General features: G+C 71.5%; 23 protein-coding genes and 2 pseudogenes. 6 read left to right on the top strand and 19 right to left on the bottom strand.

All coding sequences use genetic code 11. From position 1 onward, the window contains the following. From ACFYRY_RS13300 to ACFYRY_RS13260, 9 genes and pseudogenes are all read right to left on the bottom strand, one after another. Positions 1-180, bottom strand: a complete 180-nt coding sequence (locus ACFYRY_RS13300; protein ID WP_389143516.1) for a hypothetical protein — start codon at positions 178-180, stop codon at positions 1-3. A 310-nt stretch (positions 181-490) separates the two neighbouring features. Continuing rightward, entirely contained in the window at positions 491-952 is a 462-nt protein-coding gene (locus ACFYRY_RS13295; RefSeq protein ID WP_389143513.1) for a hypothetical protein, read from the bottom strand. Positions 953-1,082: 130 nt separating this feature from the next. Then, positions 1,083-1,994: a hypothetical protein gene (locus ACFYRY_RS13290; protein WP_389143510.1), complete on the bottom strand. Its 912-nt coding sequence runs from the start codon at positions 1,992-1,994 to the stop codon at positions 1,083-1,085. Positions 1,995-2,012: 18 nt separating this feature from the next. Further along, a pseudogene (locus ACFYRY_RS13285) lies at positions 2,013-2,891 on the bottom strand (C40 family peptidase); the annotation flags it as partial. Positions 2,892-3,002: 111 nt separating this feature from the next. Beyond that, positions 3,003-3,572 (bottom strand): RNA polymerase sigma factor, encoded by a 570-nt coding sequence (locus ACFYRY_RS13280; protein WP_389143507.1) that lies wholly within the window; start codon positions 3,570-3,572, stop codon positions 3,003-3,005. Between the two features lie 165 nt (positions 3,573-3,737). Continuing rightward, positions 3,738-4,424, bottom strand: coding sequence for a M15 family metallopeptidase (locus tag ACFYRY_RS13275; protein ID WP_389143504.1), 687 nt, complete (start codon positions 4,422-4,424; stop codon positions 3,738-3,740). Positions 4,425-4,583: 159 nt separating this feature from the next. After that, positions 4,584-5,300: a tetratricopeptide repeat protein gene (locus tag ACFYRY_RS13270; RefSeq protein WP_389143772.1), complete on the bottom strand. Its 717-nt coding sequence runs from the start codon at positions 5,298-5,300 to the stop codon at positions 4,584-4,586. A gap of 34 nt (positions 5,301-5,334) precedes the next feature. Then, positions 5,335-7,989: a BTAD domain-containing putative transcriptional regulator gene (locus ACFYRY_RS13265; RefSeq protein ID WP_389143501.1), complete on the bottom strand. Its 2,655-nt coding sequence runs from the start codon at positions 7,987-7,989 to the stop codon at positions 5,335-5,337. A gap of 89 nt (positions 7,990-8,078) precedes the next feature. Further along, positions 8,079-8,266: pseudogene (locus ACFYRY_RS13260) on the bottom strand (amidohydrolase); the annotation flags it as partial. Positions 8,267-8,404: 138 nt separating this feature from the next. Here ACFYRY_RS13260 and ACFYRY_RS13255 point away from each other — a divergent pair. Continuing rightward, positions 8,405-9,355 carry an endonuclease/exonuclease/phosphatase family protein gene (locus ACFYRY_RS13255; RefSeq protein WP_389143498.1) on the top strand — a complete coding sequence of 317 codons (951 nt, stop codon included), beginning with the start codon at positions 8,405-8,407 and terminating at the stop codon, positions 9,353-9,355. A gap of 45 nt (positions 9,356-9,400) precedes the next feature. Here ACFYRY_RS13255 and ACFYRY_RS13250 read toward each other — a convergent pair whose 3' ends face one another. Further along, positions 9,401-11,353 carry an FUSC family protein gene (locus ACFYRY_RS13250; protein ID WP_389143495.1) on the bottom strand — a complete coding sequence of 651 codons (1,953 nt, stop codon included), beginning with the start codon at positions 11,351-11,353 and terminating at the stop codon, positions 9,401-9,403. A 277-nt stretch (positions 11,354-11,630) separates the two neighbouring features. Here ACFYRY_RS13250 and ACFYRY_RS13245 point away from each other — a divergent pair, with 277 nt between their 5' ends. After that, positions 11,631-12,035, top strand: coding sequence for a DUF4440 domain-containing protein (locus ACFYRY_RS13245; RefSeq protein WP_389143492.1), 405 nt, complete (start codon positions 11,631-11,633; stop codon positions 12,033-12,035). 116 nt (positions 12,036-12,151) lie between these two features. Then, positions 12,152-12,592, top strand: a complete 441-nt coding sequence (locus tag ACFYRY_RS13240) for a RidA family protein (protein ID WP_389143489.1) — start codon at positions 12,152-12,154, stop codon at positions 12,590-12,592. 61 nt (positions 12,593-12,653) lie between these two features. Here ACFYRY_RS13240 and ACFYRY_RS13235 read toward each other — a convergent pair whose 3' ends face one another. Next, positions 12,654-13,400: an aspartate/glutamate racemase family protein gene (locus ACFYRY_RS13235; RefSeq protein ID WP_389143486.1), complete on the bottom strand. Its 747-nt coding sequence runs from the start codon at positions 13,398-13,400 to the stop codon at positions 12,654-12,656. A 4-nt stretch (positions 13,401-13,404) separates the two neighbouring features. Continuing rightward, the gene (locus tag ACFYRY_RS13230) at positions 13,405-14,883 is read right to left on the bottom strand and encodes an NCS1 family nucleobase:cation symporter-1 (protein ID WP_389143483.1); all 1,479 of its coding nucleotides are present in this window, start codon (positions 14,881-14,883) and stop codon (positions 13,405-13,407) included. A gap of 140 nt (positions 14,884-15,023) precedes the next feature. Here ACFYRY_RS13230 and ACFYRY_RS13225 point away from each other — a divergent pair, with 140 nt between their 5' ends. Next, positions 15,024-15,692, top strand: a complete 669-nt coding sequence (locus tag ACFYRY_RS13225; RefSeq protein ID WP_389143480.1) for a GntR family transcriptional regulator — start codon at positions 15,024-15,026, stop codon at positions 15,690-15,692. On the opposite strand, the gene pip is transcribed toward ACFYRY_RS13225, so the two are convergent. Next, positions 15,689-16,651: a prolyl aminopeptidase gene (gene pip / locus ACFYRY_RS13220; protein WP_389143478.1), complete on the bottom strand. Its 963-nt coding sequence runs from the start codon at positions 16,649-16,651 to the stop codon at positions 15,689-15,691. The genes ACFYRY_RS13225 and pip overlap by 4 nt on opposite strands. 89 nt (positions 16,652-16,740) lie before the next feature. After that, positions 16,741-17,505, bottom strand: coding sequence for a uracil-DNA glycosylase (locus ACFYRY_RS13215; protein ID WP_389143475.1), 765 nt, complete (start codon positions 17,503-17,505; stop codon positions 16,741-16,743). Positions 17,506-17,698: 193 nt separating this feature from the next. Here ACFYRY_RS13215 and ACFYRY_RS13210 point away from each other — a divergent pair, with 193 nt between their 5' ends. Beyond that, positions 17,699-18,298, top strand: coding sequence for an RNA-binding S4 domain-containing protein (locus ACFYRY_RS13210; protein WP_389143473.1), 600 nt, complete (start codon positions 17,699-17,701; stop codon positions 18,296-18,298). An 8-nt stretch (positions 18,299-18,306) separates the two neighbouring features. Here ACFYRY_RS13210 and ACFYRY_RS13205 read toward each other — a convergent pair whose 3' ends face one another. Further along, a complete protein-coding gene (locus ACFYRY_RS13205) occupies positions 18,307-18,984 on the bottom strand; it encodes a class I SAM-dependent methyltransferase (protein WP_389143470.1) in 678 nt (225 codons plus the stop codon). 117 nt (positions 18,985-19,101) lie between these two features. Then, positions 19,102-20,016, bottom strand: a complete 915-nt coding sequence (locus tag ACFYRY_RS13200) for an acyltransferase domain-containing protein (protein ID WP_389143468.1) — start codon at positions 20,014-20,016, stop codon at positions 19,102-19,104. A gap of 98 nt (positions 20,017-20,114) precedes the next feature. On the opposite strand from ACFYRY_RS13200, the gene ACFYRY_RS13195 reads away from it, so the two are divergent. Next, complete coding sequence (locus ACFYRY_RS13195) at positions 20,115-20,381, top strand: DUF6343 family protein (RefSeq protein WP_389143465.1); 267 nt, start codon at positions 20,115-20,117, stop codon at positions 20,379-20,381. A gap of 80 nt (positions 20,382-20,461) precedes the next feature. Here the strand turns inward: ACFYRY_RS13195 and ACFYRY_RS13190 are convergent, their stop codons facing one another. Genes ACFYRY_RS13190 through ACFYRY_RS13180 form a run of 3 tightly spaced genes read right to left on the bottom strand, consistent with a single transcriptional unit; the run spans position 20,462 to position 22,504 of the window. Continuing rightward, positions 20,462-20,842 (bottom strand): tetratricopeptide repeat protein, encoded by a 381-nt coding sequence (locus ACFYRY_RS13190; protein ID WP_356766963.1) that lies wholly within the window; start codon positions 20,840-20,842, stop codon positions 20,462-20,464. Between the two features lie 50 nt (positions 20,843-20,892). Next, positions 20,893-21,510 carry a dephospho-CoA kinase gene (gene coaE, locus ACFYRY_RS13185; protein ID WP_389143462.1) on the bottom strand — a complete coding sequence of 206 codons (618 nt, stop codon included), beginning with the start codon at positions 21,508-21,510 and terminating at the stop codon, positions 20,893-20,895. Positions 21,511-21,565: 55 nt separating this feature from the next. Next, the gene (locus ACFYRY_RS13180) at positions 21,566-22,504 is read right to left on the bottom strand and encodes a PAC2 family protein (RefSeq protein ID WP_389143459.1); all 939 of its coding nucleotides are present in this window, start codon (positions 22,502-22,504) and stop codon (positions 21,566-21,568) included. Between the last annotated feature and the right edge of the window lie 77 nt (positions 22,505-22,581).

Genomic DNA, 22,581 nt, shown 5'->3' with positions numbered 1-22,581 from the left:
TCACGCGACGACGTCCACCTCGCCACTGCGCACGATCACCAGGAACGTGTCCGTCGCGAGGTCCATCACGACCTCGGCGGGCAGTCCTTCAAGTCGCCGCGCTTGCGCGAACTCCTCCGCCGGCCACGAGCCTCGCGGCCCACCTGCGGGAAAGCGTTCGAGCACTGTTCGCCCGTTCACCACCCTGCACCTCCAGAAAGCGTCATGCCTGTAGGAGTTAACGCCTTCCAGGGGCTGAACGGCTCGGTCAGTTGCGGGACTGAGACGTACTCGACACCGGTTCAGCGCGCAGCGTGAGAATTCGGTTACCGAACGGTCACTTCCGCTACCGTTCGTGTCAGTTCTCGTACTCGTCGTGACATCGAGGGCGCTCACTTCCCACAGGCGCCCCGAATGCCGACGCGCGCCCATGAGGTGATGCCGTTGTCGTACCGGTCCGGGGACTCGGTACGACAACGGCTCTTCGGGTCAGCTCAGGGGAGCTTGTCGGTCAGCCCTGACTGCAGAAGTCGACCCAGCGGTGCGAGTGGATGTTGTCGTTGACGCTCTGCCCGAACCCCTTCTTTCCGGAGTCGTAGGTGAAGCGGTACTGGTCGGTGGTGAGGTCGGGCCAGCTGTCACCCCGGCTGATGCAGGCGTGGGCGCCGGTGGCGCCGGCTCCCCAGTACAGGTCGACGGCGTCGTTGCGGGCCTCGTATCCGTTGTTCCAGATGTCGGAGGCCTTGTTCGTGCACGGCCCCCAGTCGTCGGCGTTGACGGACCAGAAGCAGGGGGTGCCGCCACCGTGCGGATCGGTCCACACGTGCAGGTAGCCGTCCGCAGCCTGGGCGGAGCGCGCGGTGGCGGATCCCTGGGAGCTCGCCTCGGCCGCGTTGGCGTCGGCCGCCGGCACCAGCAGGGCGGCGAGGCCGGCGGCCGCTGCCGCGATGGCGCTGACACGTCTGATGAACATGGGTGTTCCTCATTTCGGGTGGGGTGAGGTGCGGTGCGGTGTGGTGTGGTGCGACCGCGGTCGGATCGCCGCGGTGGTCCGGGAGGGATGGAAGGGAAGGAAGGGAAGGAAAGGGCGCCCCGGTACGGACTCAGCCCTGGCGCGCGATGATCGCGCGGGCGCGGGGCAGCGCCTCACGCTTCAGGCGGGCCCGGTCGGCCGTCTCCTGCGGGTAGCGCCGGCGCAACTCGGCCTTGTACGCCTTGTCCAGTGACGTGACGACCGAGGCCAGGTCGGTGGAGTTCGCGCACGACGCCTCGGCCGTGGCCAGCCGCACTTCCCTGCCGTGCGGCCATTCGTGTCCGGGCGTGGTGGCGGCGGCACGGGCCTGGAAGGGGTCCTCGTAGGGCTGCCCCTGGCCGCGCATGCAGCGGGCCCACGATGCCGTCGCCGCCTTGTAGCGTTTGTCCTGCGTCACCATCTCGACGCGCATGCCGCCCAGGCCGTCGGTCACCCGGGTCGCCCTGAACCACTTCGGCAGGTCCTTGTAGAGGTCTCGTTCCGCTTCGGCGACGCAGCCCTGATCGCTGTGCGTGACCCGGATCCCGTTGGGCAGCCTGGCCTCCAGCCCTTGCGGTGTCGGGCCGTTGAGCGCGCCGATCAGGGCGGGCCTTTGGTCGGGCGGCACCGAGTACAGGTACTTCTGGTTGGGGTCGTCGCGGGCCTCCCGCTCCAGGCGGCGGCGCAGGTCCGTACCGTATCCGTGGGTCTTCGCCCATCGTTCGTCGTCGACCACGTAGGGGAAGGCGTGTGACGTGTCCTGAGACGTGTCCACGACGACCCAGTACTGGTAACCGCGCTTCTCCATACAGGTCTTGACGAGCAGTTCCTCCGCGAACTTGAGGGTCTGGTCCGCGGTGCGGGGCTCGAACCGGCTCTGGTCGGAGCGCACGGCCGGAGCCCGCTCGGATGCGGTGGAGCAGCCTGCGAGGGTGCCGGCCAGAAGGACCGTGACCGGAAGGAGGAGGCGTCCTCGCCCCCGTCCGCCACCGATGGCTCTCATCGTCCTTCCTCACTCTCAGCAGGTCGGGACGCCGGGCAGCCACGCGGCGCCCTTGACGTAGATGTTGGTCAGCCATGAGCCGTCGGCCAGCTTGGACCAGATGTCGTTGGTGTGCCCCTCGGCGGTGACGGTCTCGGCGTGCTCCTGGCACAGGACGGATATTTGTGTCGGGCCTGCGAAGGTGCTCACGGTCGACGCGCGGGCACTCGGTGACGAGTGGGTGCGCACGCCGGTTCCCCAGGTCTCGAAGGTGGTGCCGCCGTTCGCCGGGGGCGTGGGCACGGTGCCGCCGCCGTCCACCCGGATCGCACCCGCGTAGTCGCCGCCGGGACGGACTGGGGCCACCCTGATGTGTGTTCCGGACTCGTAGGCCTCGACCATCTGCCCGGCGCCGAGGTAGATGGCCACGTGATGGATGTGGCCGCCGCCCCAGAACATCAGGTCGCCGGGAAGCAGCGGTGCCGTTCCCTGAGCCGCCGAGAAGCGGGCAGCCGTCCGCGAGCTGTGGAACTGGTCGTCTGCCGTGCCGTTGAGCAGGTCCTTGCCGGTCGCCTCGTAGTAGGCGTAGCGGGCCAGTCCGGAGCAGTCGAAGCCCTTGCGTTCCCCGTCGTGCAGGCTGTCGGGGTCCACCCCGTCGTAGTAGCCGTAGGTGGCTGCGGGGGTCGCCCCGTGACCGCCGCCCCAGCTGTACCAGACGCCGACCTGGGAACAGGCCGCGCTCACCGCGGCCTGGGCCGTGGCCGAGGCACCCGCTGCGAGCACCCCGCAGGCGGTGTCCCGGGTCGCGGCCGGCGCGACGGGGGCGGGCGCGGTTGCGGCGGAGGCCGTAGTGGGAGCGAGGGCGGTGATGGCCGCGGCCAGGGCGAACGCGGCCGTACACCTGGTGGTCCGGAGCATTCCGTCGGTCATCCGAGTTCTTCCTTCGTGGGGTGCTTCATCAACAGGACCGGTCCGGGGGCTCGTCCATATGACCCCGTCGACAGTGACGTGGGTCACAGCATCCGTGGGTCAGGTCAACTTCGGGTGCGGAGCGGTGTTCTCGGCCGATACGGCGAGCAGGACGCGCAACTTGGCCAGTGCGCGCATGCGATTGCGCTGCACACTGCCGCGGTGCGTCCCGAGGCGTTCTCCGGCGTCGTCGTGACTCAGCCCTTCGAGGTCCACGAGGATCACCGCGGCAGCCTCCTTCGGCGACAGCGCGCCGAGCAGGGCCAGGGTCACCGATCGGGCCTCGAACAGGGCGAGTCCTCCGTCCCAGCCGTCGTCGGGCAGCCGGTCCACGCAGGACTCGCGCCGGGAGGGGTGCGCCCACCGGTCGCGCAGGAGGTTCGTCGCGACGGCGCAGGCATAGGCGTACGGGTGCCGTCCCCGGACGAGATGGTGTGCCCGGGCGCGACGCGAGAGGCGCAGATACGTTTCCTGAAGGAGGTCGTCGGCGTCGTACGGATTGCCCGTCAACGCCAGCAGACGTCTGCGCAGCCGTGGCATGACGTCGCTGAAGACCCGGTCGAATTCACCGGCGCTCATCGTGTCGTCGCGGACGAGGCCGCTGCCGCAGGTCCGGTCGGTGATGTCCATCGTCTTCCCCCGATGCGTGGTGCCGATGAAGGACCGCCGCCGGTTCGGGCGGGCGGGCGGTGGGCCGACTGGTCAGGCCCGTGAAGTGCTGGTGCGCAAAGGCTGGTCAGGCCGGTCAGGTGGTGGTGCGCGACGGTTGGTCAGGTGCTGGTCCGCAGGGGCGGGTCAGGCCGGTGAGATGCTGGGGCGTGCCGAGGTCACCGGTGGGGCCACGGGGCCGTAACGGGAAGCCGGTACCTTCCGCAGTACCGCCCAGTACCGCTCCCCGTACGACCAGTGCCACCACTCGGTGGGGTAGTTGACGAAACCCACCGCGGTGAGGGCGCGTTCCATCACGAGCCGGTTGGCGCGCGCCTCGGTGCCGATCCACGGTGCGGCGGTGCGACAGGCACCGCCGCTCTCCTCCGGCGTGGCGTTGACCTCGGTGCCCAGCGGGAGTTCCGTACCGTCGTCGCGGCACAGGGTGAGATCGACTGCTCCGCCACTCACGTGCGGGGCGACCTCCGGTGGGGAGATGTAGGCGCTCGCCAGTTCCCTGAGGTCGGACGGCGACAGGCCGGGACGGGCGGCCCGCAACGTGGTGGTGTACTCCTCGAAGTACCGGCGTTGCAGTTCCGGCGACCGGTATCCCTCGACGACCAGGAAATGGACGCCGGTGGGCAGCGTGCGCTGGGCCGCGAGCAGCCGCCGCCGCACGCCCGCCCGGACATGGCGGTAGTGGCCGTCGGGGTCCGCCTGCCGGTGGTCGATCCGTAGGGCGGCGCACTGGCTCAGGTCGACCAGCGGTTCACCGCATTCGGTCAGGGCGACCGCGGCCACGCGGGGATCGGAGAGCGGGATGATTTCTTCCACGGGACGAGCCTGACGACCACGCCTGCAAAAGGTCTGCAGATCGGCTGCAACGTGCCGCGCAGGCCTCGCTTCGGGAGGGGAACGCGGGCCGGTGAACGGCCGGTCCCCGCAGTGCCCCGCGCCCCTCACCGTCCCCCCCCAGCCGTCACCCGTCACTCGTCACCGACCACGCTCCGCGGCCTCACGGCTCTCCAGTGCCCGGAACACCTCCAGCGCCCTCTCCCGCTCCTCCCGTGCGGCGACCTCGTCTCCGCAGCGCGCCCACGCCTCGGCCAGATCCCAGCCGGTGCGTGCCCGCCACAACGGCAGACGGAGGGACTCCCACGCCGCGAGGGCCTGCCGGAGCGGGGTCTGCGCGCCCCTCGCGTCGCCGGCCGCCAGGTGCCACTCGCCGATGGTCCGCAGCACGAGTGCGTGGCCAAATCTGTCCTGGCGCTCCAGAGCCACCTCCAGACACCGGTCGAGCCGTCGACGTGCTTCCGTCATACGCCCTTGGCGCAGCTGGACCTTCGCCAGCGCCTGCCCCGTGTACATCTGGCCGAAGCGGTCCTGGAGTTCCTCGAACACACTCATCGCCTGCTCCAACAGGTCTGCGGCCTCGGTGAGTTCGCCCTCGGCGCGGTGACACAGCGCCAGGGAACGCAGCACCAGTGCCTCTCCGTGCCGGTCGCCGGACGAACGGTACAGCGCGAGGGAACGCTCCAGCGCCGCCCATGCCTGCGCCGTGCGCCCCTGTTCACGGTGCGCGTAGCCGATGCCGTAGAGCGCCCAGGCCGTACCGGAGTCATCGCTCGTCTCCTCGTAGGCCGCGAGCGCCGCGCGCAGGAGGTCCAACGCGTCGGCGAACCGGGCCTGTTCGCGTCGGGCGGTGCCCATGCCGGTCAGCGCCGCGGCCCGCCCCCGCACCACGTCAGCCTGCCCGAGGGCCTCCGGGCCTTCCCGGCAGGCTGTGCCGTCGAACAGTTCCAGCGCCTCGGCGAAGAAGAGATACGACTCCTCGAAGCGGTCCTGCTCGTACCGGAGTTGGCCGAGTCCCATGAGCAGCCAGGCCTCGCCCCGCGCTGTCGCCGTTGCGGCGTACCGCCTCCAGAGCGACCGTGTGCGACTGTGACCAGGCGTCGAACTGGTTGTACAGCACAGCGGAGCTCGCGATCACCGCGCCGGCCAGGTCGCGAGCCTCCCGCGTCATGCCCTGGTCCGCGCAGTGGGTGACCGCGGCCACCAGGCAGGCCTGTTCGGTGGTGAACCAGGAGGCGGGCCGGGCCAGGAGTGCCTCCGCGGTCGCCTCGTCGAGACGGTGTGGCGTCCGCGGCGGCGGGAAGAGCCGGGCGGCCCCGCCGCCCGGCCCGCGAATGGCCGCCTGGTCGGCCAGTTGCAGCCAGCAGGAGACCAGACGCCGTACCGCACGCGAGCGTTCCTCGGGACTTTCCTCGGCCACGCAGCGTTCCCGCGCGTGCTCACGGGCGAGGTCGTGGATGCGGTAGCGGATACGACCGGTGCCGTCCACCCCGATCACGTCGATGAAGTGGCAGTCCACCAGCCTCTCGACGGCTTCCTCCGCGTCGTCGGTGTCGATGTCGAGCAGCGGGGAAGCGATCCACGAGGCGAAGTCCGGCAGGTCCACCAGGGCCAGCCGACGCAGCGCTTCCTGGTCCTGCGGCCGCAGGTCCGAGTAGCCCAGTTCGAGGCTGGTGCGCAACTCCAGGTCGCCGGCGCGGAGTTCGTTGAGGCGCCGCCGCTCGTCGCGCAACCGGGCCGCCAGCCGGCCGGGCGCCCAGTGGGGGCGCGCGGCCAGCCGGGCGCCGGCGATCCGCAACGCCAACGGCAGGCGTCCGCAGAGCGCGACGATCTCCGCGAACTCCGGTCGGCCCGTCTCCCTCCGCGTGCGACCGGCGACCCGGGTGAGGAGTTCGAGTGCCTCCGGCTCGCCGGGCGCGGTCAGGTCGAGGTGCTGCGCGCCTTCCAGCCCCGCCAGCCTTCTGCGGCTGGTGATCAGCACGGCTGAACCGGGGCCGGGCGGCAGCAGTGGACGCAGATCGCTCTCGCCCGCCGCGTTGTCGAGGATCAGCAGGATCCGCCGGTGCGCCACCCGGGTGCGGTAGAGGCCGACCAGGTCGTCCAGTCCACCGGCCGCCTGCTCGGGGTCGGCGCCCAGCGCACGCAGCAGCCTGGCCAGCGCGTCGGAGGCTTGTACGGGGGCGGAGTCCGAGGCTCGCAGATCAAGGAAGAGCCGGCCGTCGGAGAACAGGGCGGCCGCGCGGTGCCCCACATGGACGGCGAGTGCCGTCTTCCCCACACCCGAGCGGCCCGAGATCACCCCGATGGGCGGGGCTGTCCTGCCGGGGTCGTCCACCCGGCGCAACAAGGAGGTGACCCAGTCGCTCTCCTCGCTCCGTCCGACGAAGTCGTCCACGTCAGGAGGCAGATGGGACGGCGCGGGAGCCGGCCACGGGGGGACCGACGACTCGGTGGTCGACGGCTCGGTGGCCGACGGCTCGACAGCCGACGGCTCGCGGGCGGGCGCCTGCGGCCACTCTCGTCCGCCCGCACCGCGATCGCCGCGCTGGGCACGGCGGACGGCCGGAGCCACGCTCGCGCCCGCTTTGTCGACGAGCGGCGCCACGGCCCGCGCGGCCACCGGGTCGACGGGAGAAGCCGTGTGCCGCGAGACCACCGGGCCGAGTGGCGACGATCCGCCCGGCGAGACCACCGGGCCGAGTGGCGAGGATCGGCCCGGCGAGGCCACCGGGCCGGCAGTGGACGACCTGGCCCGCGAGGGCACCCGCACCATCTCGGGTGCCTGCCGGCCCGTACCGAGCACGGAGGTGTCATGGTTCAGCACCGCTCGGTGCAGTGCGCGCAGTTCGTCCCCGGGGTCGATTCCCAGCTCCTCGCGGAGCAGGTCACGCCCCTGCTGGTAGATCCGCAGGGCATCGGGGGTGCGTCCCGTACGGAACAGGGCGGTCATCAGCTGTCCCCGCGGTCGCTCGCGCAGCGGATGGGCCGCGACGTGGGCGAGCAAGGGAGCGATGACACGCTCCTCTCGCCCGAGCACGAGACCGAGGGCGAAGCGCTCCTCGTGTGCGATCAGCCGCAACTCCCCCAGCCGAGCCGCCTCGATGCGCGCGAACGACTGGTCCATGCCTTCCAGCGCGTCCGGGCCACGCCACAGGTCCAGCGCGTCGGAGAGCGCGTCCACCGCCTCCGCCGGGCGCCCCTGCCGGGCGCGGCTCTCCCCTTCCCGCAGCAGTGTCTCGAAGCGGTGGGCGTCGACCTGGCCGCGGTCCAGCTCGACGACGTAGCCGGGAGCTCGGGTACGGATCAAGGACGTCCCCGGCGCACCGGTGAACTCCCGCCGGGCGGCCGAGACATGCGACGCGACCAGGGCGGTGGCCGTGGCGGGTGCCCGCTCTTCCCAGATCAGGTCCACCAGACGGCCGGTGGCCAGGACTTCCCCGAGGTGGACGACCAACGCCGACAGGATCGTGAGGGGTTTGCCGCCGAGCCGCAGTCGCCGACCGTCCTGCCACACCTCGACGGAGCCCAACAAGCGCACTTCGAGCATCGTTCCCCGATCGCAAAGGCCGTCCCGCGGACCACGACAACGATATCCGCCGGGTACGACAGGACCCGGGGGTTCAGTTGCCGTGGTCCATCGGTGGGCAGGTCCGCGGCGAGGCCCCGCAGGGCGACCACCAGGGCGTGGGTGTGACCGTCACGGACACGACGTGTCCGTCCCGTACGACGATCGCGGCGTCCTCCTCGAACCCGATCCGCTCTTGATCGTCGTGCACGAGGACGGTGCCTCCGGTAATGATGAGAGGAGCGGGAGAGCCGCTCATCGCGCCGACGTACGACGCCGTAGTCGCCTCGCGTGAGCCGGACCGCGCATCCCGTCACCGGCCCTGTCGCTTCCTCGGCCGGACCAGCACCCTGGCCTCACCACAGCCCGCCCGACGGCTTCTGGAAAGGAGCCCGGCATGCTCGTAGGCACCTGGAACCTGGAGAACCTCTATCGTCCCGGCGGGCCGTTCGGCCCCAAGGACAAAGCCACGTACGAGGCGAAACTGGCCGCCCTCGCCGACGTGATCACCCAACTCGACCCGACGCTGCTGGGTGTGCAGGAGGTCGGGGAGCCGGAGGCGCTGCGGGACCTGACCGAGATGCTGCACGGCGACTGGACCGTCGCGCTCTCCCAGCACCCGGATCACCGGGGCATCCGGGTCGGCTTCCTCAGCCGTACGCCGTTGCAGGTGCTGTCGGACAGGAACAGCTTCCCGCCGACGTTGCGTCCGGTGCAGTCGGACGACGACGGGGCGACGGTCGGACAGGCGGGCCGGGGCTTCCTGGCGGTGGAGGCGGACACCGAGATCGGGCCGCTGCGGGTGGCGGTCACCCACCTCAAGTCGAAGCTGCTGACGTATCCGGGCAACCGCTTCCAGCCGCACGACGAGGGCGAGCGGGCACGGTACGGGGCGTACGCGCTCTACCGGCGGGCCGCGGAGGCGACGACCCTGCGGGCCCTGGCCGACGAACTGCTGGCCGGCCACGGCCGCGAGCGGGACGTGGCGGTGCTGGGCGACCTGAATGACGAGGTGCAGGCGGCGACCACCCAGATCCTGCTGGGCCCGCCCGGATCGGAGATCGGCACCGCCGGTTTCCAGACGCCCGACCACGGCGACGCGGTCCGGTTGTGGAACGTGGCCCCGCTCATACCCGCCGAGCAGCGCTTCTCCCGCATAAACTTCGGCCGCCGCGAACTCATCGACCACGTCCTGGTGAGCCACCGCCTCGTCCACCGGATCACCAAGGCGGGGACGGGCCTGCCGGCCCACGAGGCGCCGCGGCTGCCGTCGGTGGGTCCGGATCCATCGGAGCGGCGCGGGGAACCGGGGTCGGATCACGCACCGGTGTGGGTGCGGGTGGGGTAGCGGTCCTCACCTGGTCACCCCTGCCTCGGAGTTGCCCCGCCTCAGTCACCCCGCCGCGGGCAGTTCGGGGATCCGCAGACGGGCGCGCTCGCTCTCCTTCGCCAGTTCCGCCAGTAGTTCGGAGAGGCGTTGGGTGTGCCGCGGGGTGAGCCGTCCGGTGTCGTCTACGTGCACGGCACAGGCGGTGGTCGTGTCGAGGAGCCGTTCGAGGGTGGTGGCGATCTCGTCGGCGCCCTCCGAGTGCCGGGCGAGCGGCGGGAGTTCGGCGGCGGCGAGGGCGATGGCGGTACGGGCCTCGGCGAGGGCCCGGTAAGCCTCGCGACGCAGCGTCCAGCGGACGGCACGACTGCCGGTGCCGGTGCCGGTGGTATTGACTGTGCCGACGGCGGCGACCTCGGCACCGACGCTCGACCGGTGCGAGCCTGAGTCCTCCACCGCGTGCGCGTCGGACTCGCGCAGGACATGCGCCAGGTACGCCTGTGCCGCGGCTTCCGCCGCCGCGAGCCGGGACCGTACCCCGCCGGCTCGCTGTCCCGGCATCGGCAGGTGACCCACGATCAGTACGATCGCGCAGGCCAGCAGCGTCTCCCCGATCCGGCCGGCGGAGGCCTGCGCCTCGCCGCCGACCATCACCAGCGCCAGCACGAGGACGGTGACGACCGCGGTCTGCGCGGCGAAATGCCGGGTGGCGACCGGGATGAGGGCACCGCTGAGTGCCACGAGCGCGATGAGCCCTTCCGGCCGGGGCAGCACCGCGGCGAACCCGGCGAAGACGAGGGCCCCGAGGACGGTCCCGGCCGCGCGGCACAGGACACGCGAGGCGAGTGGCCCCAGGTCGGGCTTGACCAGGAAGACGGTGGTGGCGGGCAGCCAGTACCAGTGCTCGTGCAGCCCGTACCAGCGGGTCTGGTGCAGGGCCTGGGCGACTCCGACGCTGGCTCCGAAGCAGAGGGCGACCCGCAGCCCGTACTCACGGCCCCCGGCGCCGAACACGGTTCGCAGCAGGGCCCCCGCGCCGCGCCTGCGGGTGTGCAGGTCGGAACCCTTGGTGCGGTCGAAGGCCTCGGCGGCGTGCAGCAGGGCGTCGTCCAGGGCACGCAGCCCGGGCGCCGATCGGGAGGGCGCCGGCAGCGGCCCGGTGTGCGTGTTCTCCCGTACGGCGGCCGCGAGACGCCGAGGCCCCGCCGAGGACCGCTCGGCGACCTCCTCCCCGGCCCAGGCCAGCGCGGTCGCGGCCTCGCCGAGCGGCAGCGCGGCGGCGTACTGCGCGTGCAGCCGCCGTTCGGCCGCCGAGCTGGCATAGCGACGTAGCCGGGGCCCGGCGAGCGCGTCCTGCGCGTGATCGAGCGCGGCGGTGAGCGCCACCCGGCGGGAGGTGGCGTCCGGCGTGCCCGAGGCGTCGAGCAGCGCCGCCACGGCGTCGTAGACGGCGGCGACGGCCTCCCGCTCCCCGTCGAACCGGAAGTCCCCGGTGAGGCCGCCGGGTGTGGGCAGGACCAGCCGCAGGCCGAGCAACCACCCGGCTCCCACCAGGTAGGCGAGCGCCCGCAGCCATCCCGGCTCGGGCAGCGGCATCCCGGCTCCGATGGCGGAGGCGACGAGCCACTGCGTCCCGGCCGCCGAGGCGACGGGCCCGACGGCGCTGACGCCTCCGGCGACGAGTCCGACGAGGGTGAGCAGCACGGTCAGGGCGACGGCCCCGAGCTGCTCTCCGGTGTACGTCCCCATGAGGAGCCCGCAGGCTCCGGCGAGCGCGGGCACCCCGATCCGCCGGACGGAGGCGCGCCGGCTGCCGGGGCGGTCGTTGACCCCGGCCAGCATGGCCGCGATGGCCGCGACGACCCCCAGGGAGGTGTGGCCGACGAGCACAGCGACCAGAAGCACCGGCCCGGCGGACAGCGCGCCCCGCACGACCGCGTTCCAGGGCACGGGCCCCCGCTGCGCACGGAAGGCATGGGCGAGCCAGGGCGGGAGGGACAGAGCGGCGGGGCGGGACACGGGGCTCCTGTCGTCTGTACGAGGCGGGGGTGAGCCTGCGGGCGACGGTGGCCGGGCTGATGGGCGGGGCCGATGAGGGGTGCGGCCCGTGTCTCCACGGTAGATCGCGGTCTTGGAGGAGATGGGACGGATGTATTTCGGAGATGTGACGATCGGCTGCAGGGGCGGTTTCTTTATGAACGCAATTCCTGCCCCGGCCCTGCCGAACCCCTGGTCGCGCACGTCGGCAGTACGAGACGATCAGACGCGAGGCGTCTCACCATGTGGAGGAGTACCCGTGTCCGACGTCAAGGCCGAGCTGGACCAGCTGACGCACGCCTTCCTCGGCGCGTTCACCAACACCGGCGGCAGCCGACCGAACGTCGAGGTCGTCCACGAGGTGTTCATTCCACAAGGGATGATCATCAAGAACGTGGGGGGTGAGCCGGTGATCTACGACCTCGACGCGTTCATCGAGCCCCGGGAGAAGATCCTCACCGATGGGACGCTGACGGAGTTCTCCGAATGGGAGGTCGCCGAGCGGACCGAGATCTTCGGGTCGATCGCGCACCGGTTCAGCGAATACCGCAAGTCGGGCTTTTTGGACGGTGAGTGGTTCGAGGGCGCCGGCCGCAAGACCACCCAGTTCGTCCGGACGCCGGCCGGCTGGAGGATGAGCTCGATGGCCTGGGACGACGAGTAGGCGCACGCCGCCCAGGTCGCGCCCGTCCCGCGGCCCCTGACGGGAAACTCGGATGCGATGCCGGTCAAGGGTCCGGATGATCGACGGGTTGGCCATCGCCTGTCCGAGGAGCCCACGTGATCCAGCGCGTCACCGTCCCCACCCTCTTCCCGCCGCCGACCTACTCCCACGTCTCCGTCGTCGAGGCCGGCACGAGGCTCGCGTTTCTCGCCGGGGCGGTACCGCTGGACGCCGACGGGAATGTGGTCGGCGCGGGAGACCCGGTGCGGCAGGCCGAGCAGGTGATCGCGAACCTGCGCGAACAACTGCGTGCCGTCGGGAGCGACTTGGAACACGTCGTGGCGACCGACGTGTACGTCGTGAGCGGTGAGCCGGCGACGCTCTCCGCCGTCTGGGACGTGGTCGAGGCGTCCGCGCTCAGCACCGGGCCGCACTCGTCGACGCTGCTCGGCGTGGCCTGCCTCGGATACACGGGGCAGTTGGTGGAGATCACGGCGACCGCCGTGGTGCCGGAGGGCGGACCCGCGCGCGAGTCCGGGGAGCACCGGAGCGGGTGACAGTGGCAGCGGAAACCGGCAGAAGACCATCCCCGTATCGACGCGTCCCCGCGCCTCGACGTCACCCCGCCGTCGGCGGCCCCCACGCCCGCCCCTTCGGCAGCGGCTTCGCGTAGCTCCCCGCGCGACTCGTCGTCAGGCCCAGCGTGACCAGGGACTCCGCGAGCTTCACCGCCGCCGCGACCCCGTCGACCACCGGAATCCCCAGCTTCTCCCCCACCGTCCGCTCCAGGCCGGTCATCCCGGCGCAGCCCAGCACCAGCACCTCCGCCCCGGCCCGGCACGCCTGCTCGGCCGCCGTGAGGAACGCCGCCTCCGTACCCGCCCGCTCCCCGCGCCCGTCCCCCGCTGCGTCACCGAGGTCGAGGACGCTCAGCCCGGTGCCGACGACGGCGGCACAGTTGCGTCCCACGCCCGCCAGTTCCAGGCTGTCCTCGATCTGGCCGCATGACCGTTCCAACGTGGTGACTACCCCGTACCGGCGTCCCAACAGGCAGGCCAGATGGGCCGCGGCCTCGGTGATGTCGACCACCGGTACGTCCACGAGTTCCCGCACGCCCTCCCGTCCGTGCTCACCGAAACCGGCCATGACCACGGCGTCGTACGGCGGGCCGTGGTAGGTGCGCAGCAGGTCGATGACCGCCGCGGCCGACAGGTAGCTGTCGAGCCAGCCCTCCGCGGACTCGGGTCCCCAGGCGGGTGTCAGCCCGGTCACGGTGGTGCCCGGGCCTGCCGCGGCCCGGGCACCTCGTACGATTTCCTCGGTCATCTCCTGCGTGGTGTTGCAGTTGGTGACGACGATCCGCACGTCCTCAGACCTCCAAGGTCTTCTTGGACAGGGCCTCGGAGTCGGCCGCGCGGTCGGCGCGGCACAGCGCCACGTACAGTCCGGCGGCCAGCGCCGTCCCGATGAACCAGGAATAGGGCGCGACGTCGCTGAACGTCTTCACCAGCGCGAACACCGCCGCGACCGCCGCCGAGGGCAGGAAGGCCCACAGCGCCTTGGGGTTGACGCCCTTGGCGTAGTAGTAGCGGGATCCGGGACGGCCGTCGAACAGGGCGTCGACGTCGACGCGGCCTCGCTTCACCCAGTAGTAGTCGACCATGATCACGCCGAACAGCGGGCCGAGGAAGGCGCCGAGGCCGCCGAGGAAGTAGTTGACGACCGTGGGGTTGGAGAAGAGGTTCCACGGGGTCACCAACAGGGCGACGACGGTGCTGATCATGCCGCCGACCTTGAACGTGATCTTCTGCGGCCAGACATTGGCGAGGTCGTACGCCGGGGAGACGAAGTTGGCGACGATGTTGACGCCCATCGTGGCGACGGCGAAGGTCAGCGCGCCCACCACCAGCACCCAGGTGTTGCCGATCTCGGCGACGAGGTAGGCGGGGTCGGTGATCTCCTTGCCGAACACCTCGTAGGCACCGGCGGTCACGATGACCGACACGATCACGAAGGCCGTCGAGTTGACGGGCAGTCCCCAGAAGTTGCCGCGCCGGACCGTGCGGTAGTCGGGGGCGAAGCGGGAGAAGTCGCAGAAGTTGAGCATCAGGGTGCCGTAGGTGGCGAGGATCAGGCCGACCGCGCCGAACCACTGCCGCCACTGCTCCCCGACGGAGACGGGATGCGGGGTGCTGGTGAGCGAGATGGTCCAGCCCGCCTTGGCCAGGATCCACACGGCCAGCGCGATCATCACGACCCAGATCGCCGGGCCGCAGAAGTCCTGGAACTTGCGCACCGACTCCATGCCCCGGCTGATGATCGCCGCCTGGACCAGCCACAGCGCCACGAACGACACCCAGCCGAGGGCGTCGAGCCCGAGGAACGAGTTGTGCGTCCAGGACTCCAGGCCGGGCCAGGCTGCCAGCAGCATCACGTTGACGGCGACGGAGGCGAGGTAGGTCTGGATGCCGTACCACATGATGGCGATGACGGCCCTGATCAGGGCGGGGATGTTGGCGCCCCAGACACCGAAGGCGATACGGCTGACCACCGGGAACGGGACGCCGGTGCGCTGCCCGACGCGGCCCATCATGTTCATCCCGGCGTAGATGATCACGAAGCCGACGAGCAGGGAGGTGAAGATCTGCCACACGTTCATGCCCAGGAAGAGCAGGCCGGCGGCGAAGGTGTAGTTGCCGAGGTTGTGGACGTCGGACATCCACATGGCGAAGAGGTCGAAGACCTTCCAGTTGCGCTTGCCCGCGGGGGCGAGGTCTTCGTTGGTGAGCCGGGGATCGGGGACGAACGCTGGTGTGCCGGTGGCTTCGGCGGATTCGGCGAGGGACACGGGGCCTCCATGAGCGAGTGGAGCCGGCGACGCGTTTGGTATACCAAACTGCCGACATGGTCCCCGCGTCAACCGTTCTGACCGATGTCGCTGCCGTTAACGCTCGGTAAAACACCCTCGGAGTCGGCGAAGATGGGCCCATGAGCTCCACGACGAAGATCGAGCCCCTCGGCGCGGTGCGCGAACGCGTCCTGGCCACTCTGCGCCAGGAGATCATCGCGGGCCGTCTGCGCCCAGGCGACCGACTGGTCGAGCGGGAGCTGGCCGAGCGCTTCGGCGTCTCGCGCGTCCCGGTACGGGAGGCGGTCCGTGCCCTGGTCGCCGAGGGCTTCGTGCACTTCGAGACCCCGCGTCGCACCGTCGTCCGCCGACTGACCCCGAACGACGTCAAGGAACTCTTCGAACTGCGCGAGGCCTTGGAGGTCTACGCGGCCGGACTCGCCGCGACCCGCGCCACACCCGAGGACCTTGCCGAGGTCGAGGCACTCCTGGACGAGGCCGCCGCCGCGACCGAGGCGGGCGACGCCGAGGCCATCACCGACATCAACAGCCGTCTGCACGACCGCATCACGGCGATGGCGGGCAACACCCTGCTGATCGAGGCCCTGGAACCGGTGGCCGGCCGCCTGCGCTGGATGACGCGGCGCAACGAGGAGTGGCCCCAACTTCTCGTGGAGCACCGCGAGTTGTACGAGGCGATCGCGTCCGGCGACCCGGAGCGGGCACGCGCCCACGCCCTCACCCATGTGCGGACCAATTACCGCTCGACGATCCGGCAGTTGTTCGTGGACACCAGCGACCTCCGCTAGCGAACCGCGTACTTGTCCGTCGCCTTCACCAGCTCCGCTGCCATGCTCGGCGCTCCCGCGTTGTGACCGACGTCGTCCACGAGGACCAGCTCACTCCCCGGCCAGGCGTGGTGGAGCCGCCAGACGACGCCGAGCAGGTTGCCGAGATCGAGGCTCCCCTGGACGAGGGTGCCCGGGATCCCCTTGAGCAGCGGCGCGTCACGCAGGACGACACCCTCGTCGTTGCCCTCGCCCAGGAAGTGGTCGTTGCCGAAGTAGTGGGTGACCGTCCGGGCGAAGGCCAGGCGGAACACCGGGTCCTCGTACCGCGGGACCGAACGCGGCGGTGCGGGGACGATCGCCGTCTCCCAGTCCGTCCACGCCCGCGCGGCCCGCTCCCGCACCGCGGGGTCGGGCGACTCGATGAGCCGGTTGTAGGCGGCGGCGAGATTGCCGGACCGCTCGTCGTCCGGCAGTCCGGCCAGGAACCGCTCGAAGTCCTCCGGGAAGATCTTGCCGAGCCCCCTGGTCAGCAGGGTCACTTCGGCGTCCGAACCGGTGGCGACTCCGGTCAGCACCAGCTCGGACACGGCCTCGGGATGCGTCTGCGCATACCTCAGCCCCAGCACCGCCCCCCACGACACGCCCCACACCAGCCATCGCTCGATCCCGAGGTGGCGCCGCAGCAGCTCCAGGTCGGCGATGAGATGTGGGGTCGTGTTGACGCTCATGTCGGTCTCGTACACTCCGGCGTGCGGCGTCGAACGCCCGCAGCCGCGCTGGTCGAGCAGCACGATCCGGTACAGGGCAGGGTCGAACAGCCGCCGGAAGTACGGCGTACAACCAGATCCCGGCCCGCCGTGCAGCACCAGCGCGGGCTTCCCGCGCGGGTTCCCGCAGGTCTCCCAGTAGACGTGGTTGCCGTCGCCGACGTCGAGCATGCCGCGGTCGTGGGGTTCGATCTCCGGGTAGAGCGCCATCCGGGGACCCTAACCCTCGTACCCGTCCTCGTCGCCGCATTTTCAGCGCCGCACGCGGGGTCCCCCTCAGGGCGCCGGCTCGGCCCGCCTCAGGTCGTACCGGGCAGTCCGGCCGCCTCGGCCGCCGTCCCCAGCACCTCCCGCAGCATCGCGGGCGTGAGCCGACCGGTGAAGGTGTTGCGCTGGCTGACGTGGAAGCAGCCGAAGAGCTCCAGGCCGTCGAGCGGAACGTGCGTGCCGTGGCCGAAGACGGGGCGCGGCCGGGGCACCCGCCAACCCGCCTCGGCGAACGCCGGAAGCGCGGCCTGCCACCCGAAGGCGCCCAGCACCACCACGGCTCGCAGGGTCGGCCGCAACAGGTTCAGCTCCTGGACGAGCCAGGGCCGGCACGTGTCCCGCTCCTGTGGGGTGGGCTTGTTGGCGGGCGGGGCGCAGTGCACCGGCGAGGTGACCCGCACTCCGTGCAGCTCCAGGCCGTCGTCGGCGGAGACCGACGTGGGCTGCGAGGCGAGCCCCACGTCGTACAGCGCCTCGTACAGCACGTCCCCGGAACGGTCGCCGGTGAACATCCGGCCGGTCCGGTTGCCGCCGTGCGCGGCCGGGGCCAGCCCGACGATCAGCAGCCGGGCGTCCGGCGGTCCGAAGCCCGGTACCGGGCGGCCCCAGTACGTCCAGTCGGCGAAGGCGGCGCGCTTGACGCGGGCCACCTCCTCCCGCCAGGCGACCAGCCGGGAACAGGCCCGACACCCCGCCACCCGCTCGTCCAGCCCGCGAAGCCCGCCGACGCCCCCGGACCCGCCGGGTCCACCGGGTCCACCGGGTCCCTCGGGTCCGGAACCGCCGCTGGTGTTCATGTCTCCACCGTACGGAGCCCTGGCCACTGCCTCGCCGCCTCCCTGCCCTGGCCCGGTCCCGTCCGCACGCTCCGCTCCGATCCGCCCCGCTCCGGCCCTCCCCGGCCTGGTCCGGCCTGGTCCGGCCCGCCCGGTCCGCTCCGCCGGGAAAACCCGTCCGTGCCGCCCGACCCGGCGTACTAAGGTCGCAAGCATGGCTGTGGAGCACGCGGACGACAAGAAGCCGAGCGGGTCGACCGGCCCGGACACGACCCGCAGGACCAGCGACGCCGACGCCGCAGGGGTGACCGGCAGTGAAGGAACCAGCCCCGAGCCCTCCCCCACCCCGGGTGCGGGCCCGCTGGGCGTGGACGCCAAGATCGCCGAAGCGGTGGCCGCCGCGGAGGCCGCCGCTCCGAAGACCGGTGAGACCGTGCGTCTCGACAGCTGGATCTGGGCGGTCCGGCTGGTCAAGACCCGTTCCATCGGAGCCAACGCCTGCCGGGGCGGCCATGTCCGGGTGAACGGCGAGCGGGTGAAGCCCGCCTACACCGTGCACGTCGGCGACGAGGTGCGGCTACGCGGCGAGGGCCGGGAGCGGATCGTGGTCGTCAAGCGGTTGATCCGCAGGCGGGTCGGCGCCCCGGTGGCCGCGCAGTGCTACATCGACAACAGCCCGCCGCCCCCGCCCCGTGCGGCCGTCGCCCCGGCCGGTGTCCGTGACCGAGGCGCGGGCCGCCCCACCAAACGCGACCGCCGCGAGCTGGAACGCCTGCGGGGGCTGTTCGGCCAGGGCAACCCCGAGCAGCAGTGACGCCGAACTCATCTCCGTACGGCGCGCACCCAGGTCCGGTCCTCCGTCAGATATCTGTCCACCTCCAGCCCTGCCTCCGCGAGCGCCTCCTCGAACTGTTCCTTCGTCAGCGGACGGGCCCGGAACGTCTGAGTCCAGGTCGCGTCCGGAAAGTCGTACTCCGCGCGGACCATGTGGGCCCCGTCGCCGAGGGGCTCCGATGAGGCGATCCGTACGGTGAAGCCGCCGGGGTCTTTCCGTTCCCGCGGCACGTTGGTGTGGTAGTCCTCGCCCTCGCGTTGGATCAGCACGCAGCCGCCCGGTGCGACATGCCGGACGCAGGTACGCAGCAGCGCGTCCCGCACCCGGACGTCTCCGCTGTGGACGAGGAACGACGCGAGCAGCACCACGTCGAACGTCTCGCCCAGGTCCAGGTCTTCGATGGTGCTGTGTATGGTGCGCGCCCCGCGGACGCGCTCCAGCATCTCGGCGGACTCGTCCACCGCCGTGACCGTGAAACCACGCTCCAGCAGGGGGTGGGTCATGCGCCCGACCCCGCTGCCCAGTTCCAGGATGCTTGCCCCCGCCGGCACGGCACCGGCGATGATGTCCGGCTCGGGCCCCACCGCGAGTCGTGCGTAGAACTCGACCGCGCAGCCGTCCGGGGTGATGGCCCCGGGACCGGTCCCCTCATGTCCCGCTCGCATTTTCAGCTCCATGCCCGTCCAACGGCCCGTATGCGCATGTCCGTTCCCGCCTCGCACACGTTCACCCGTCCGAGTGGCATCCGGGGGCGGCCGGCATGTCGCGGAACCAACTCGCCCTCAGCGACCGGTGGTTGGCAGGGGAAACCAGCCGTGACCGATGTACCAGTGTCCGCCGGCCCGCAGGTGGTCGCCGACGGCCCGCTCCACGGACGTCCGGCGGGGCAGGCTCTCGACCGGCAGCTCCGGGTCGCCGAACACGAACTGGACCGGTTCGGTGTCCGCCGGCTCCCGGTCCGCGCGGGCGACCCGGAAGCGCTCCTGGAACCGGATGACGTTGGAGTCGTCGGGCAGGTAGCTCTTCAGCTGCGGGTCGAGCAGCCAGGAGTGGCAGAGCGCGGCCCGGTACGTCTCCCCGGGGTAGTGCCGCGCGAAGAACTCGCCGGCCAGTGCCAGCGAGCGGTCGCAGGCGGCCGGTGACAGCGGACCGAGGAAGTCGGGAACGTGCAGGTTCAGGCAGGGCGTGCCCGGGGCCACGTCCAGTCCGGCCGCCGCGAGCACCACAGCCGTACGCGCCCCGTGCCGTGCCCGTTCGAACTGCAATCGGCCCAGCTGGTACAGCTCACCCCGGAAGTGGTGGGTGAGCCACCACGGGGCCTGCACACCGGCTCGGCCATGGCGCCTTCGGTACACCGCCATGTTCCGCCCGAGGTCGGCGAGAGTGCGCCGGGAGACCTCGGCGGGGATGCCCCGCTCACGGTGGTGGGCGCGGGTGTGCGGCAGCGCGGCCACGAACACGTACGCGGGGAAGCAGCGCCGCAGCGCGCCCTCGGCCCAGTCGAGCTCCGGCAGGTCGGCCGCGCCGCCGATCTCCCCCATGTCCCGGACGAGTTCCTCGACCGACGCCTCCAGGAACCGTCTCAGCTCCGGGTCGTCGGTGACTCTGCGTCCCATTCGGACGAGGTCGTTGATGTCCTCGTGCGGTACCGCCAGGTCCAGCAGCACCTCGGCCAGCTCATCGGCATCCGGAAGCACGCGACAACCCCCTGTCGGGACCTTGTGGTGAACGGTTCGGACGCGGTGGTGCACGTCCGTTCCGAAGGGTACGTTGCAGAGAGGAACGGTGATCCGGGATGCGTACGGGCAGTGAGCCGACGACCGCGCGCAGTGCGCTGCGAGCGCGGTTCTGGCTGAGCGTGTGGGGTGTCGTCTGGGCGGTCTTCGGTACGGCCGCGTTCGCACTGGCCGGGCGCCCCGGGTGGGCGATCGCCTGCGGGGTGCTGTGGCTGGTGATCACCGTCGACCTGGCCCTGATCGTCAGGCACATGCGCCAGGGCCCGCACTTCCAGCCGGGCCCTGACATCCCGCCGTACCCGCCCCCGGACAGTCGTCGCCGCTAGGTCAATACACCTAGGACACCTCGCCGAGGACGCGACGCGCCCACGAGTTCCCGCCGCCCGGGCCGTGCGGGGTGCCCGTCTCACTCCTCGAAGCGGGCCGCCTTCAGGAACTCAGGCTTCGGGTCCAGCGCGGCGGCCAGCCGGAAGTGACGCCTGGCTTCTTCGGGCCGGCCCTGACGTTCGTAGGTCCGGGCCAGCGCGAAGTGCGCGAACGCGTTGTCCGGCTCGCGCTCCAGGACGATGGTGAACTCCAGCTCCGCGGGTCTCAGTTGCGCGGCGGCGAAGAAGGAACGCGCGCGCAGCAGCCGGGCCGCGGTGTTCTCGGGGTGCGCGGCGATCACCGAGTCGAGCAGCTTCACCGCGCCCCGTGGGTCCCGCGCGGCGAGCAACTGCTCGGCGGCGCGGAAGTCGATGACATGCGTCTCCGGAGTACGTCCGGTCGATCCGCTGGTGTCGGGCACGGCTGAGTCCTTCCCTCACTCCTAGGGTTCAACGCCCGGGCGGGGGGCCGCTATTTCGGCGGGCCCGGTGCCGCGTGGGCTCGGCGGACGAGGTCGGTCCACACGTCCAGGACCCTTCGCCGCAGGTCTTCCAGGGGAACGTCGTTGTCGATGACGACGTCCGCGATCTCCAGGCGCTTCTCGCGCGTCGCCTGGGCTGCCATGCGCGCGCGTGCGTCCTGCTCGGTCATCCCACGCAGCCGGACGAGGCGGTCGAGCTGGGTCTCGGGGGCGGCGTCCACGACGACCACGACGTCGTACAGCGGGGCGAGGCCGTTCTCGGCGAGGAGCGGGACGTCGTGGACGACGACCGCGTCCGCGGCGGCGGCACTCTCCAGTTCGCGGGAGCGGGCGCCCACCAACGGGTGGACGATCGAGTTCAGGACGGCGAGTTTCTCGGGATCGGAGAAGACGATCGAACCGAGGCGAGGCCGGTCCAGGCTTCCGTCGGCGGCGAGCACGTCGGTGCCGAAGGCCTCGACGACCGACGCGAGGCCCGGCGTTCCCGGCGCGACGACCTCGCGCGCGATGCGGTCGGCGTCGACCAGCACGGCACCGCACTCCACGAGCAGCCGTGACACCTCGCTCTTACCGGCACCGATGCCGCCGGTCAGGCCCACCTTCAGCATGAGCGGTAGCTTAGGGCCTGGCACCGACAACGCGCCCCTGGGGCCTCGGCCCGGTTCAGCCGTCACCCTCCCGCTCCGCCAGGAACTTCTCGAACTCGAGGCCGATCTCGTCGGCCGAGGGGATCTCCACGGGCTCGGCGAGCATGTTGCCGCGGGACTCGGCGCCGGCGGCTGCGTCGTACTGGTGCTCGAGGCCCTGGACGAGGGCGACCAGTTCCTCGTCGCCCTCCTGGACCTGACGGTCGATCTCGGTCTGCGTGCGGTGCGCGTCCGTGCGCAGGGCGTGCGCGATGCCCGGGAGGACCAGGCCGGTGCCCGCCGTGATGGCCTCCAGGACGGTCAGCGCCGCGTCCGGGTACGGGGAGCGGGCGATGTAGTGCGGGACGTGCGCGGCGACGCCCAGGACGTCGTGGCCGGCTTCCATGAGGCGGTACTCGACCAGGGCCTCGGCGCTGCCGGGCACCTGCGCCTCCTCGAAGGGGCTGCGGTGGCCGGGGACGAGCTCGGTGCGGTTGCCGTGCGGGGTGAGGCCCACCGGGCGGGTGTGCGGGACGCCCATGGGGATGCCGTGGAAGTTCACCGACAGGCGGACGCCGAGCCGCTCCACGATCTGCTGGACGGCCGCGGCGAAGCGTTCCCACTCCACGTCCGGCTCGGGCCCGGACAGCAGCAGGAAGGGCGCACCGGTGGCGTCCTGGACGAGCCGCACGTCAAGGGTGGGCTCCTCGTACTCGGCCCAGCTGTCGCGCTTGAACGTCAGCAGCGGGCGGCGTGCGCGGTAGTCCACGAGCCGGTCGTGGTCGAAGCGGGCGACGACCTGGTGGGGCAGCGAGTCGAGGAGCCGATCGACGATCTGGTCGCCGGTCTCGCCCGCGTCGATGTAGCCGTCGAAGTGGTAGAGCATGACAAGTCCGGCCGACTCCTGGGCGAGCGCCATGTCTACGACGGCGAGGCCCTTCGGCTCCCATGCGTACAAACCCTGCGGATCAAGCACTGTGACCGCTCCTCCTCGTGTTCGTACTCCACAACACGGCGCAGGACATGGGCATTCCCGTCCGGGGCCCTGATCAG

This window comes from Streptomyces sp. NPDC005263 (assembly GCF_042872365.1).
Taxonomy (GTDB): Bacteria; Actinomycetota; Actinomycetes; order Streptomycetales; family Streptomycetaceae; genus Streptomyces.
Note: the sequence above shows the minus strand (reverse complement) of the source record. Positions and strands in the feature narration are given on the sequence as shown.